The sequence below is a fragment of the Nannocystis sp. genome (assembly GCF_016714285.1).
In the GTDB taxonomy this organism is placed as follows: domain Bacteria; phylum Myxococcota_A; class Polyangia; order Nannocystales; family Nannocystaceae; genus Nannocystis.
Genome location: NZ_JADJNN010000002.1, coordinates 310,754 through 323,291 on the forward strand (window position 1 = coordinate 310,754; position 12,538 = coordinate 323,291).

At 67.8% G+C, this 12,538-nt stretch carries 13 protein-coding genes; 3 read left to right on the forward strand and 10 right to left on the reverse strand.

What is annotated here, in order from left to right; translation table 11 throughout:
- Positions 1-10: 10 nt before the first annotated feature.
- Together proC and IPJ59_RS05470 are read right to left on the reverse strand one after the other, a co-directional pair.
- Positions 11-841 (reverse strand): pyrroline-5-carboxylate reductase, encoded by an 831-nt coding sequence (gene proC, locus IPJ59_RS05465; RefSeq protein ID WP_293270055.1) that lies wholly within the window; start codon positions 839-841, stop codon positions 11-13.
- Positions 842-851: 10 nt separating this feature from the next.
- Positions 852-1,472 carry a hypothetical protein gene (locus IPJ59_RS05470; protein WP_293249361.1) on the reverse strand — a complete coding sequence of 207 codons (621 nt, stop codon included), beginning with the start codon at positions 1,470-1,472 and terminating at the stop codon, positions 852-854.
- A 66-nt stretch (positions 1,473-1,538) separates the two neighbouring features.
- Here IPJ59_RS05470 and IPJ59_RS05475 point away from each other — a divergent pair, with 66 nt between their 5' ends.
- The 3 genes from IPJ59_RS05475 to IPJ59_RS05485 all read left to right on the forward strand — a co-directional run bounded on the left by IPJ59_RS05475 (position 1,539) and on the right by IPJ59_RS05485 (position 3,972).
- Positions 1,539-2,159, forward strand: coding sequence for a hypothetical protein (locus IPJ59_RS05475; protein WP_293249358.1), 621 nt, complete (start codon positions 1,539-1,541; stop codon positions 2,157-2,159).
- A 66-nt stretch (positions 2,160-2,225) separates the two neighbouring features.
- Entirely contained in the window at positions 2,226-2,678 is a 453-nt protein-coding gene (locus IPJ59_RS05480; protein ID WP_293249355.1) for a ComEA family DNA-binding protein, read from the forward strand.
- Positions 2,679-2,988: 310 nt separating this feature from the next.
- The gene (locus IPJ59_RS05485; RefSeq protein WP_293270057.1) at positions 2,989-3,972 is read left to right on the forward strand and encodes a hypothetical protein; all 984 of its coding nucleotides are present in this window, start codon (positions 2,989-2,991) and stop codon (positions 3,970-3,972) included.
- A gap of 6 nt (positions 3,973-3,978) precedes the next feature.
- On the opposite strand, the gene IPJ59_RS05490 is transcribed toward IPJ59_RS05485, so the two are convergent.
- The 8 genes from IPJ59_RS05490 to IPJ59_RS05525 all read right to left on the reverse strand — a co-directional run bounded on the left by IPJ59_RS05490 (position 3,979) and on the right by IPJ59_RS05525 (position 12,388).
- Positions 3,979-4,692: a response regulator transcription factor gene (locus IPJ59_RS05490; protein ID WP_366524555.1), complete on the reverse strand. Its 714-nt coding sequence runs from the start codon at positions 4,690-4,692 to the stop codon at positions 3,979-3,981.
- Between the two features lie 67 nt (positions 4,693-4,759).
- Positions 4,760-5,269 carry a hypothetical protein gene (locus tag IPJ59_RS05495; RefSeq protein WP_293270059.1) on the reverse strand — a complete coding sequence of 170 codons (510 nt, stop codon included), beginning with the start codon at positions 5,267-5,269 and terminating at the stop codon, positions 4,760-4,762.
- 87 nt (positions 5,270-5,356) lie between these two features.
- The gene (locus IPJ59_RS05500; protein WP_293270061.1) at positions 5,357-6,658 is read right to left on the reverse strand and encodes a hypothetical protein; all 1,302 of its coding nucleotides are present in this window, start codon (positions 6,656-6,658) and stop codon (positions 5,357-5,359) included.
- A 150-nt stretch (positions 6,659-6,808) separates the two neighbouring features.
- Entirely contained in the window at positions 6,809-9,967 is a 3,159-nt protein-coding gene (locus IPJ59_RS05505; protein WP_293270063.1) for a TonB-dependent receptor, read from the reverse strand.
- Positions 9,968-10,025: 58 nt separating this feature from the next.
- Complete coding sequence (locus tag IPJ59_RS05510) at positions 10,026-10,457, reverse strand: ExbD/TolR family protein (RefSeq protein WP_293249339.1); 432 nt, start codon at positions 10,455-10,457, stop codon at positions 10,026-10,028.
- Between the two features lies 1 nt (position 10,458).
- Entirely contained in the window at positions 10,459-10,908 is a 450-nt protein-coding gene (locus IPJ59_RS05515; RefSeq protein ID WP_293249337.1) for an ExbD/TolR family protein, read from the reverse strand.
- Positions 10,883-11,554: a MotA/TolQ/ExbB proton channel family protein gene (locus tag IPJ59_RS05520; RefSeq protein ID WP_293249334.1), complete on the reverse strand. Its 672-nt coding sequence runs from the start codon at positions 11,552-11,554 to the stop codon at positions 10,883-10,885. Before IPJ59_RS05520 ends, IPJ59_RS05515 begins: the two co-directional genes overlap by 26 nt.
- Positions 11,555-11,572: 18 nt before the next feature.
- Positions 11,573-12,388, reverse strand: a complete 816-nt coding sequence (locus tag IPJ59_RS05525) for an energy transducer TonB (RefSeq protein WP_293270065.1) — start codon at positions 12,386-12,388, stop codon at positions 11,573-11,575.
- Between the last annotated feature and the right edge of the window lie 150 nt (positions 12,389-12,538).

Below are 12,538 nucleotides of genomic sequence, written 5' to 3' on the forward strand. Positions count from 1 at the left end.
CGGCGCGAGCTCAGCGATCCGCGGCGGCGTCCTTGCCGAGCTCGCTGGCGACGCGGGTGGCCTCCTGGATGGTCCGCGCGAGCACGGAACGGATCCGTCCGTCCTCCATCGTCAGCACGCCGGCGATCGTGCAGCCGGCGGGCGTGGTGACCTGGTCCTTGAGCGCGGCGGGGTGACGGCTGGTCTGCAAGACCATGCGGGCCGCGCCCTGAAACACCTGAGCCGCGATCTGCAGAGCCACGGCGCGTGGCAGGCCCATCATCACGCCGCCGTCGGCCATCGCCTCGATCATGATGTAGACAAAGGCGGGGCCGCTGCCGCCGAGGCCGGTGACGGCGTCCATCAGCTTGTCCTCGACCTCGATGCAGCGACCGACGGTCTCGAACAGGCGCGTCGCGGCGGCGACCTCGGCGTCGCCGACCCTGGGCCCGCGCGCGAGCACGGTCATGCCCTCGTCGATGAGACAGGGGGTGTTTGGCATGGCCCGGATCACCGCCGAGTCCGGCAGCCATTCGGTGAGCTGGGTGAGGGTGACGCCCGCGGCGATGCTGATCACGAGCTTGCCGGCGAGGGCCTCACGCATGCCGGGCTGGTGCAGCACCTTGGCGATGCGCTGCGGCTTGAACGTGAGCAGCACGGTGGTGGCGGCGCGGCAGGCCGCGAGGTTGTCGAGGGTAACCTCGACGCCCTGACGCCCGCGCAGCGCCTCGGCGGCCTCGGGGCGGCGCGCCGTTGCGATCAGCTCATCGCTTCGGAATAGGCCGGCGCGCAACAAGCCGCCGACGATCGCCTCGCCCATCGTGCCGCAACCGAGGATCGCCAGCCTACGCGCGTCCGACATGCCGCGAATGCTACTCGACCCGGGCAGGGACCACCCCGTCGATCCATGGATCCTCGTCTTCGGGCTCGGTCGGCGGCGGGCCCTCGATCACGCCGCGAACGAGCCCCTTCACCTCGGCGAACAGCCCGGGTGATGCCCGTCCACCGCCCGGCCAGCGCCCTCGTGAGGCCTCCGCCAGCTCCGCCAGCAAGGTAGGGCCCTGCTCCTCGAGCCGCTTCTTCAGCGCCTGGGCGACCAAGAAATACTCCTTGCGCGAATAGCGCTGATTGAGAATACAGTAGGACTCGCCCTCGAGGCCTACGCAGGCGAGGCACTGCTCGCAGCGCACGCAGGCCAGGCAGAGCACGAGATACTGGGAATCCTCACAGGCGTCGCTGAACTCGACGAAGCTACACGCGCTGCAACCGCGAGAGAGCCGTGAACGGGTGCAGCGGACGCAGTCCTCGCACTGCTCGCAGTTGCTGCAGTCGTCGCAGCGGAGGCACTGGACGCAGAATCGGCAGCGCTTGCAGTCGAGGCACTGGTCGCAGCGGAGGTTGCCCTCGCCGACGCGTGCGGGGTCCCGGACGGCGCGATAGGCGTCGAGGAGCCCGCGGAACTGGGAGAGCAGCTCGTCTGGCGTGAGGGTCACGGGGCTCCAGGTTGCCAGAAACAGCGGTCCCCCCCAAGCGGCCGACGATGTATCCTGCGCGCGCCGATGGTCGTCCGTCCGCTCCTCGCCTTCGCGCTGCTTGCGCCCCTACTCCTCTTATCTGCCTGTCAGCGGAGGATCGGTGCGGCTTGCAAGGTCAGCACGGACTGCAGCATCCGCGGCGACCGGGTCTGCGATCTCTCGCATCTGGTGAACGGCGACGGCGAGATCGACCCCAGCGGCAAGGGTGAGTGCACGATCGACGGCTGCAACACCACGACCTGCCCCCGCGAGGGGACCTGCGTGCAGGTGTACAGCTCGGAGTTCCTCAGCGTGGCCTGCGACCCGGAGCTGGAGGACCGCCCGCAGGCTTACACCGCCGATCTCGAGGCGCGGATCGTGGCCTGCAACGCCAGCCCGGAGGCGCCCGCGAGCGGCGAGCCGGTCGCGTGCAACGACTGCGACTCGCACGAGATCTGCCTGCCCGAAGGGTTGTGCGCCGATCTGCTGTCCGTGCGCAGCAGCTGCCGCAAGAAGTGTCGCAGCGACAGCAGCTGCCGCGACGGCTACGAGTGCCGTGAGACTGGGACCAACGGCGTGTACCGCGTGGCCACCCCCGAGCATCCCTTCGGGGACGGTACCACCAAGATCTGCATGCCGCTTCGTCCGGACGTGCTCGACCAGTAGTGGCCAGCCTGCGGGACGCGTGGCCAGCCTGCGGGCCACCTGTCCCGCAGGACAGATGATATCTCGTTGAAATTCCACGCGAGCAAGTGGCGCCTGGCTTGCTTTGAAGGTGGCGTCGGCATCACGCCGAGGAGAACCACCATCATGTTCAAGTCCATCGTCACCTTGCTCGCCGCCGCTGCTGCGGCCGCCACCTTCACCTTCGCCACCCCTGCCATGGCCACCCCGCTGGCGCAGCTGCCGGCCTTCTCGCTGCTGGCGCCCGAGCTCGAGGGTCAGCTGAACCTCAACACCGCCACGCAGGAGCAGCTCGAGCTGCTGCCGGGGATCGGGCCGGCGATGGCGAAGAAGATCATCGACTACCGCGCCGCCAAGCCCTTCGCCGAGCCGATGCAGGTCGTCCGGATCAAGGGCATCGGCCGCAAGACCTTCGAGAAGCTCAAGCCCATGCTCACCGTGAAGGGCGAGACGACCCTCCGCGAGATCAGTAAGGATGAGAGCGAGGCGAAGAAGCTCTAGCCGTAGTTCCTCGCACCACAGCTCCCGGGGCGGGCAGCAGCCCCGCCCGCCGGGGCGACGGTCGCGCGCCACGGATGGCGCGCGCGAGCCATGAAAACAGCTCGACTCGCGGTCCTTGCGACGCGGCGGACCCTGGTCCCGTCCGCCGCGCCGCAAGGGCCGCGAGGCCACGGACGGCTCGTCCGCGCGAGGGCACGGCGATCGTCGACGGAGTTCGTCGGCGCCGCAACCCTCTCGCGGGCGCTTTGCTCCCCAGCGACCTCCGCACCAGCGTGACGGGCCTGGCGATCCGGGCTAGCTTGTCGGCTCCATGCGGACGCTTCGCACCCTGTCTTGCCTCGCGTGGCTGGTCCTCGCGGTCGGCACCCCGGCCTGCCATCTGCGCTCGGTCGAGGCGCCCTATGCCGCTGATGCGGCCCCCAGCGCGGCCCAGCTGCTCGCGGCCGCGACCCCGCGGATCTCCGCGTTGCAGGTGTCGTCCGCCAAGGTCCGGGTCGGCCGTGCACCGGCGGGTAATCTGATGTTCCTGGCCCAAAAGCCAGGTCGCTTCTCGGGCCAGGTGCAGATCGCCGGCCGCGAGCTGGTGTCACTGGCGTTCCACGAACAAGGCTACGCGCTGCGAAACGTCGCCGCCGATGGCCTGGCCACGGGCTTCTACGCCGGACCACCGGCGGACTGCGCGATCCGCCAGCTGATCGGCGTGCCCTTCGCGGCGTCGGAGCTGATCGCCCTCGTGCTCGGTGGAGCCCCGCTGATCGCCGGGCCGTACGAGATCGTCGAGCAGCACTGGGATCGCCGCACGGGCCACGAAGTGCTGCGCCTGCGCAGCACCAGCGCGGAGCAGGAGCTGCGCTTCGCGTGGGTCGCCGGGGCCTGGTGGGTCGCCGGGAGCACGCTGTGGCTCCGCAATGGCTCGGCTGCGCTCACACGCGTGTGGACGCTGCGCCATGAGGAGCTGCGACCGGTCGGCACCACGGTGCTACCGGCGAGCACGTGGGTATCGCGCCCGAACGGACGTCGCGACGAGAAGGTGAGCATTCGCTACCGCTCGCAGATCCCGGAGCCCATCCTGGACGACGCGAGCAGCCCGGCCGAGAGCGACGACGCGGGCTGGGAAGACGAGGACACGGCGGCGAGCGATGAGGCCGACACGGGCGCCGAACCTGATCCCGAGGCCAGCGCCGACGGTCCCACGCCGGAGCCCACGCGGCCGCTCGCACCCGCGAAGATCCCCCCGCAGTTCATCCTGGATGGGGCCGGTCTGAGCCCACGCGGCGACCTCTGCCGCCGCTGAGTCCCGTCACTCGCCGGAGCTGCTGCCGCCGTCGGGCACGAGGAACCGGTAGCCGACACCGCGGAGGGTCTCGATGTAGTTACCGGCGTCGCCGAGCTTCTTGCGCAGGCGCTGCACGTGGGTGTCGACTGTGCGGGTCGTGACGTCGACCTGCACGCCCCACACGTCGTTGAGCAACATGTCGCGCGTCTGGACCCGACCACGACGGGCGATGAGGGTGGCCAGGAGGCGGAACTCGAGCGCCGTGAGGGCGACGCGCTGCTCGTCGATCCAAACCTGATGGCCCTCGAAGTCGACGCGCAGGCGGTCGAAGTGGGCGTCCTCGCTGGCGCTGGCGGTGTCCGCGGCGCGACGCCGGAGGATCGCCTTGATGCGCAGCAGCAGCTCGCGCACGCTGAAAGGCTTGGTGACGTAGTCGTCAGCGCCGAGCTCGAAGCCGACGACGCGGTCGATCTCCTCGCTGCGCGCGCTCACCATGATCACGGGGATCCGGCGGGTGCGCTCGACCATTCGGAGGTTTCGGCACACCTCGGTGCCGGACATGTCGGGCAACATCCAGTCGAGGAGCACCAGGTCAGGCGTGTGGCTCTGGCCCAGGTAGCTCATCGCCGCCGCGCCGCTGCGCGCCGACAGCGTGTTGTACCCCTCGCGCTCCAGGCTGTAGCGCAGGGTCTCGACGATATCTTGCTCGTCGTCGACGAGGAGGATCGTGCTCGACATGGCATCTTGTTGTTGCACGCCAAGGTGACCTGTCTCGCCACAGACTCGCGACATCGCGGTGACTCTCCTAATCACGGAATCGGTAGGTGATGAGCTTGAAGCTGCCCGAAGGCAGGTGCTCCACGATCGATCCGAGGACCTGTAGCTTGCGCCGCTCGCCGCGCCGCTCGTCGACGACGAGCAACGGGCGGCGATGGAAGCGGACACCGGGCCCGACCTCGACCCGCTCGGGCTCGAGTCCGACATAACGCAGATCCTGACCGCCGAAGCGCTCGAGCGCCCGCGCCAGCTCATCGGCCCCGCCCCGCCGCTGCATGTCCCACAGCAGGTCCGGGCCCATCTGCGCCGCGTTCGGGTGATTGGCGAGCACGGCGAACAGCCGCCCCTTGAAGTCCGGCTCCGTGAGGAGCAGAGCGCTCAGCGCCGCCTCGTCGCGATTGTTGAGTCCGTCGACCACCGCCTGGCCGATGGCGTCGAGGCTACCGAGTCCGCCCTGCAGCGGTGACGAATCCTCGACCGCGGGCGCTGGCGATGGCGCGGTCGCGACATCGCCGCACCCGCACAGCAGTGCGAGCACGGCGACGAGGTGGCGGCCATCTCTGGTACGCATAAGGCCTCGACTTGTCGACCCTGCTCCTGGCGACCTGGCGACCTGCTTGGCGACCTACTTGGCGATAAAGTTGGTCCAGCCCTTGGTCCAGTCGCCGGTGGCGTCCTTGACCGCGCCGATATAATCGGTGGTCTCGAGGCCCTGGACGCCGCGACCGTTGCCGAGGGCCGGCGAGCCCGCGGCGGGGACGATGTTCGCGGAGCCCCAGGTGTAGCTGCCGAGCTTGGGGTCGACGTCGATCTGGTTGCGGTTCGCGGGGTCCTCGATGAAGCCCTTGAGGTCCCACGCCGAGCCATCGCTGGTCAGGTAGGGGCTCGCGCCGTCGTCCGCGACCGAGTTCTTGAAGAAGATGTTGTCCGTGATCGCGATCTCGCCCTTGTCGGCGACCGCCTCGGTCGCGGCCTCGGTGAGCTCGACGGCGGCGTTGTACGAGTAGGCGAAGATCGAGTTGTGGATGCCGGCGGCCGTGCCCTCCTTGAGCTTGATCGCGCCGCTCTTGGTCATCACGAGCGGGTCGCTGGTCCCCGTGCCGATGAAGGTCACATTCGAGACGATCGGCTTGGTCCGCGGGATCGCGTCGAGGTTGTCCTTCTGGTCCGACCACTCGAGCCCATAGTTGCCGGTCGCGGGGTCCTGGTGAAGGAACATGTACTGCAGGCTCCCGGTGTAGCCCTGGTCGGCGTCGAAGCTGTCGTCCAGCGCGCCGGTGACGACGATGTGCTTGCCGCTCCAGTTGCCGCCGAAGGCCTCGATGCCATCGTCTGCGCCCATGTGGGCCTGCACGTAGTCGACCTTGGTGCCGGAGCCGCAAGAGTAGAAGGTGATGCCGTTGAGCTCGTTGTCCTTCGTCAGCTCGAAGCCGGCAAATTCGACGCGCACGTACTTGAGCGAGCCGCAGCTGGAGCTCGCATCGCTGCCGCCGTACTGATAATCGGGGTCGTTGGCGTCGAGGCCCTCGGCCGCACCGGTGCCGGTCTGGAGGTTATTGGGCGCCTGGCCGAGCAGCACCACGCCGCCCCAGTCGCCGCGGCCGCGCGAGCCGTCGGGCTGCGATGATGTGAAGACGATCGGCTTGTCAGCAGTGCCCTCGGCCATCAGCTGCGAGCCCTTGCCGATGACCAGGGCGCTGCCGGTCGTGCCCTTGATGGTGACGCCCGGCTCGATCGTGAGGGTGACGCCGCCCTTCACCGCCACGATACCGCTGAGCGTGTGGTCGCAGGCCCACCGCGTATCGACCTCGATGCTCTCGCTGATCTCGCTGTCGCACTCCTCCTCGCCGCCGGCGGTCGGATCGGTGGTGGCGGTGTCCGAGGCCTCGGCGCTGTCACCTCCGCTGTCACCGCAGGCGAAGAGCATCGGAGAGAGGGTCAAACAACCGACAAGAATGGTGATTCGCTGCATGGGATGGTCTCCTGTTGCTTCTGAACTTTGGGCTGCTCTCTACTAACAGAGCGAGGTGACGCAAGATCCACGGAGCAGTGACGCGAGTGCTACATCCGCGGCGCGTCAAATGCTGTAGCTGAGGCCGACCAGGAAGAAGATGCCGCGGCGAGTCGTGTAGAAGATGTCGTTGTTCTCGCCCTGCACGAAGCGCTGGCGCCAGTTGAGCAGGTTGAACGCACTAAACGACAGCGACAGGCCCTTGTAGACCCGCTGGGCGAGGGTCACGTCCATGGTGTGGATCGGCAGCTCGTAGACATCAGGCAGGTGATTGCCGCCGACGAAGGCGATCCGACGGCCGAAGGTGTTAAAGAGGACGCGGGCGTTGGTGCCGCTGCGCTCGTTGTCGTAGCCGAGGTAGGCGTTCAACACATACGGCGACTGCCCCTCGAGGTAGCGCTGGGTCGAGGTCGGCGCGAGCAGGTCGCCCTCCTTGGGGGCGGCGATCTGCACGCGAGAGAAGATATAGGCGAAGTTGACGCCGAGCGAGAGGTCACGCAGCGACTTGCTGATGAACTCGAGGTTCTTGCGACCCTCGAGCTCGACGCCGACGTTGTTGGCGAAGCGAGCGTTGCGGTAGGTCTGGAGCCGCGGGCTGGTGGCGATCATTCGCTCGATCGGGGCGTCGAAGTGCTTGTAGAACACGCTGACGGCCAGCACCTCGTTGGCGCTCGGGAACCACTCCCAGCGCATGTCGGCGTTCCAGATCTTGGTCGCGGTCAGCTTCGAGTAGCCCTGGACCGTGAAGCCGCCGGCGAAGTCTGTGAACACGAAGGGCGCGAGCTCGCGGAACTCGGGACGGGCGACCGTCTCGGCGCCGACGATGCGGACGTTCATGTCCTTGCGCGCGGCGAAGATGAGGTTCAGCGAGGGCAGCACGTTGAGCGTGCGGATCTGGGCGTTGGCCTTGGCGTCGACGGCCCCGCCGAACACATCGAAGGGCTCGACGCGGATCCGGTTGGCTTCGAGGCGAGCCCCGCCGACCATCCGCAGCCAGCGGACCAGCGGCAGGTCGAGCATCGCGTAGCCGGCGTAGACCTCCTGCTTGCCGGCATAGCCGTCCTGGCCGCCCGGCCGCGTGACCTCCTTGATCGAGAACGGCTCGGGGCTGCCGCTGCCATCGCCGATCGTCCCCGCATTGATAATGTTGCCGGTACCTGACGGCAGCTGCCCGCCGAAGCCTCGCGGCTCGAAGTCGAAGGTGCGCACGCCGAAGGTGCGGCGCTTAGCCTCGGCCCACGCGCCGAACTTGAAGCGCGACTCGAGCTGCCCCCACTGCTTGAACGGGACCGTGAAGTCCAGCGCGCCGCTGCCGGCGTGGTCGAGGAGCTTGAAGAACTGGAACTTGCCCGACTCGTTGGTATCGACGTTGTAGTTGCTGTCCTGCGGCGTGTCGCCGACGGATCTGTAGAACAGCATCTCGCGCAGCAACGGGTCGTCCTGGCGGGCCTGAGCGTACGAGCCGAACCACTCGATCGTGAAGCCCTTGGCGGCCGGTATCTCGTGCTTGCCGCCCAGCCGGGTGAACAGCACCGAGCGCATGATGTAGCGCAGGCGGGTGTTGCGGCAGTAGAACTGCTCGCCGCAGGTGGTCCGCAGGCGACCCTCGAGCACGCGCGACTCGTTGTCTGCGTCGCGGGTATAGAGGCCGAGCAGGCTCACGCGGTTGTTCTGATCGAGCTTCCACTTGAGCAGGCCGAGGCCGGAGACCTGCACGTTCTGGGTCGTCTTGGTGCCCTGGATGTCGACATCCGGGTTGCGCGTGTTGAGCGAGAAGGGCCCGCCCTGGGTCGGCTGCTCGGTGTTGTAGATGCGATAGGTCTCGCTCAGGGTTTGGGTCGAGTTGGCGTAGTTGAGGGCGGTGAGGAATCCGAGGCGGGTGCCCCAGGGCTTGAAGGTGTTGCCGAGCTGGACGCCGCCGCCGAAGTTCGGCAAGGCGGTGTGCCGGCGCACGGCGGTGTTGAGCGAGGGCAGCGATTCGCCGAACTTCTCGATCTGCTGCGGCGTGAACGCTTGCTGGTCGCCGTTCATCGACGTCGCGCGGATCGGCTGCTTGGTGTTGTAGAGGTCGGGGAGGTCGCGCCCCAGGTTGCCCGCGGCGAAGTTGTCACCGGCGAAATGGTCGCCGCGCAGACCCGACTGGAAGCTGGCCTGGGTGTTGATGCCAAAGCGGCCGTCGATCTGGAAGGTCCACTTGTCCGGCGTCTCGCGGCTCTCGAGCTGCACCGAGGCGCCGGCGAAGTCGGCAGGCACGTCGGGCGTGGCGGTCTTCTGCACGTTGATCGCCGACAGCGCGCCCGACGGGAAGATGTCGAGCGGCACGGTGCGCAGGTTGGGGTCGGGGCTCGGCAGGCGGGCGCCGTCGAAGAGGGTGTTGCCGTAGCGGTGGCCGAGGCCGCGGACGAACAGGAAGCGGTCGCCGACGATCGTGCTGCCGACGATGCGGCGCGCCACCGCCGAGGTCGCGCCGCCGCCCGACTTGCGGATGTCGTCGCGGCTCATCATGTCGCGCGCGGCGACCGACTTCTTGCGCTCGACCAGCTTGCCGGCGGAGCTCTCCTTGTTGATCTCCGCGGTGACGGCGACGGTCTGGGTCATGCCGGCGATCGGCTTGATGTCGCGGTTGATAGCGACCGTGTCGTCCTTCGCGACGACCACGCCGGAGATCGTGACGCCCTCATAGGCGTCGTACCAGATGCGCACCTGGTAGGTGCCCGGCGGGACCGACAGGGTATAGCGGCCGTCGATATCCGTCTTGGTCTTGTAGGAGGTACCGACGACGATCACGTTGACGCGGATGAGCGGCGAGCCGCTGGTGGCGTCGAGCATCCGCCCGGACAATGTGCCGCTCGGCCCCGCGAGCTTCGGCGCGGCCTTCGGCGCCATCTCCTTCTTGAGCGCCGCCTCATCGGTCGTCAGATCTTCGACGCAGAAGTCGCCGTCGGCGCAGCCGCTGTCCTCCTCGGGCGGCGGCGCGGCGGGCTCGCTTGGCGCGGGCTCGGCCGGTGCGGGCTCGCTGGGTACGACCGGCGCGTCCTCGACGGGTAAGTCGCCCCCGGCAGGCGGCGCCTGGTCCGGTGGTGGAGGGACTGACTCACCGTCGACGCTCCAGCCCTGGGGACCTTCGTAGTCGCGTGGGCCAGCGGCCTGGGTTTCGGATACACCGATCCCGATCGTTGCGAGCGCGGCAAGCAACGACGGGCTCTTGCGGTCGGGCAAGGGCATGATGGTCTGTGGTGGCGCTCGAGGCGGCCGGATGATCAGTGGAGTCGCGAGGGTGTCGTCATTCCATCTTGCTCGTGAGGAACACGATGGGCCACGCCTGCGCCTCTTTGGCGAGGTCGACGGCGCTGAGCACATGGCCGAACTCTGCTTCGTCGGCGCCGTCGAGGTAGAGGGTGTTATCGGGGCGAGCGTTGAGCATGCGGATCAGCTTTCGAGGCAGCTCGCTGCGCTCGACCTCGATCTTGTTGATCAACGTCTTGCCCTCGGCGTCGATGGTGAGGACCAACGGCTTGCTCGGGTCATTGGCCGCGTCGAGCTGCTCCTCCTTGTCGTCCTTGGGCGGGAGGCGGACCCAGAAGCTCTTGCTCATGACCGGGGCGAGGACCATGAAGATAATGAGCAGCACGAGGACCACGTCGACCAGCGGGGTGACGTTCATCTCGGGCTGGATCCGCGGCTTCTTGAAGTTTCCGTCGAGGTTGATCGCCATGTCACTTCACCTCCGCGCCGCCGTCCCATTTGCGCTGGGTGCCGACCGCGAGGGCGACGCCGCCGAAGCCGATGTTCTGCACGTCCTTGAAGAACTCGCGGACCTTTGCGTAATGCAGCTTGGCGTCGGCGCGGATCAGGAGCTTGCGCTTGGGGCTGTTGGCGTAGACCTGCTGCAGTTGGGCGATCGCCTGGGCGCGGGGCAGCTCGGCGTCATCGACGACATAGTGCTCGTTGCGGTCGATGGTGACGGTCAGCGGCTCGTCCTTCGCCTCGCTGTCCTTGTCAGGATTGAGGACGTTGATCATCTCGATCGGCTTGCCGTCCTGCATGTTGGGGATGATCACCATGAAGATGATCAGCAGCACCAGCACCACGTCGACCAGCGGCGTGACGTTGATGTTGGGGCGGACGCCCTTCTTGCCCTTACCCGTGTCGAGCGCTGCCCCCATTGGCCCCCTCCAGGTAATCCACGAGCTCGCCGGCGGCGTGCTGCATGCGCATGTCGAGGCGATCGAAGCGGCCCGACAGCGAGTTGTAGAAGAGCACCGAGGCGATCGCTACCACCAGGCCGACCGCGGTCACGATGAGCGCCTCGGCGATACCGGCGGAGACGGCACCGAGGCCGCCGCCGCCCGCGGAGGCGATGCCCTGGAAGGCGGTGATGATGCCGATGACGGTGCCGAAGAGGCCGATGAAGGGCGCCGTGGAGCCGATCGACGCCAGCATGCCCATGCCCCGGCGGGCCTCGGCGCTGAACACCTCGAGCTTGCGGACCAGCTCGCGGCGGGTCAGCTCGATCGGGTCCTTGCCGTCGATGTTGGCCTCGTAGGTGTCGATGCCGATCGCGGTGACGCGGGCGAGCGGGTTCCTGGGGAAGCCGCGCGCGAGGTCCCGTAGCGGCTCGGCCGCGCCGGCGTCGAGCAGCGGGCGGGCCTTGCTGGCGAACAGCAGCGACTCGCGCTCGGTGCGGGCCAGCACCAGCATGCGCTCGATGACGACGAAGAGGCTGATGAAGCCCATGCCGACGAGCGAGACCGCGACAACGCGGGCCACGAAGCCCATGCTGTGCCAGATTTCAACGAGTGACATATCCATGACTTGTTTCCTCGGGCGCTAGCCGGCGGTGAGCTTGAAGGGGAAGTTGACGATGATCCAGACCGAGATGGGCTCACCGTCGAGCTTCGACGGCGAGTACTTCCAGGCCTTGATCGCGGCGATGACGGCCCCCTTGAAGGCCTTGTCGGCGGCGGTCTTCTCGTCCTCGCCGGTCGCCGTGTTCGTGGAGCGCAGGATCTTGGCGCCCTTGACCGTGCCGTCGCGATGCACGTGCAGCTTGACGACCACCTCACCCTCGACGCCGGCGTCGCGCAGCTCCTGTGGATACGCGGGCGGCTTGTTGCCGGCGTCTGGCTGCGGCACGCTGGCCTTCTCAGGCCGGTCAACGGGCTTGGTCGGATCGATCGGCTCGGAAGCGGGTTTGGGCGGCTCGGGCTTCTTCACCTCGGGCTTCTTCACCTCGGGCTTCTTCACCTCGGGCTTCTTCGCCTGGCCGGCGCCGGGGTTCTGACCTGTCCCAAAGTTCTTGTCCTCGGAGGGCTTGTCCGTCTCGGGGGGCGGGCCTTCCGGGATGACCCTGGGGAGCTCCGGCTTGGGTTTGGGCTTGGGCTTGTCGGCTTTGGGCTTGGGCGCGATGTCTGGCGGAGGGGGCGGCGGCGGCTCCTCCTCGGGCTCCGGCTCGGGCTCCTCCTGGACGGCGAAGTCCTTCACTTCGGGCTCGAGCAGCACCTCGACCGTCTTCTCCTTGCTGCGATCGAGCGCGAGCCACGAGCCGAACAAGGCGAGGTACGCCACACCAGTGATGAGCAGCGAGCGCTTGTTGCGGCGCTCGAGCACCTGGTCGCGGGTCGCGGGATCGAAGCCGTGGAACATCGAGACGCGGCGAGGATGAAGAATGGCGTTTGCACAGGGATGGCACGAATGTTCCATCTTCGTGACATCGGTCTGGGCGCGCCGCGATCAGACGTTCGTGACGGCACCGTCACAGACGCGCGTAGCCCAGCCTGAGTGTCGCTTTACGGG

Bases quoted from the DNA above. Each gene is read 5' to 3' on its own strand.
- IPJ59_RS05515 (WP_293249337.1), bottom strand. From the start codon at position 10,908: ATGGGGGCAGCGCTCGACACGGGTAAGGGCAAGAAGGGCGTCCGCCCC.
- IPJ59_RS05520 (WP_293249334.1), bottom strand. From the start codon at position 11,554: ATGGATATGTCACTCGTTGAAATCTGGCACAGCATGGGCTTCGTGGCC.
- IPJ59_RS05475 (WP_293249358.1), top strand. From the start codon at position 1,539: ATGGTCGTCCGTCCGCTCCTCGCCTTCGCGCTGCTTGCGCCCCTACTC.
- IPJ59_RS05505 (WP_293270063.1), bottom strand. From the start codon at position 9,967: ATGCCCTTGCCCGACCGCAAGAGCCCGTCGTTGCTTGCCGCGCTCGCA.
- IPJ59_RS05485 (WP_293270057.1), top strand. From the start codon at position 2,989: ATGCGGACGCTTCGCACCCTGTCTTGCCTCGCGTGGCTGGTCCTCGCG.
- IPJ59_RS05510 (WP_293249339.1), bottom strand. From the start codon at position 10,457: ATGGCGATCAACCTCGACGGAAACTTCAAGAAGCCGCGGATCCAGCCC.
- proC (WP_293270055.1), bottom strand. From the start codon at position 841: ATGTCGGACGCGCGTAGGCTGGCGATCCTCGGTTGCGGCACGATGGGC.
- IPJ59_RS05525 (WP_293270065.1), bottom strand. From the start codon at position 12,388: ATGTTCCACGGCTTCGATCCCGCGACCCGCGACCAGGTGCTCGAGCGC.
- IPJ59_RS05500 (WP_293270061.1), bottom strand. From the start codon at position 6,658: ATGCTCTTCGCCTGCGGTGACAGCGGAGGTGACAGCGCCGAGGCCTCG.
- IPJ59_RS05490 (WP_366524555.1), bottom strand. From the start codon at position 4,692: ATGTCGAGCACGATCCTCCTCGTCGACGACGAGCAAGATATCGTCGAG.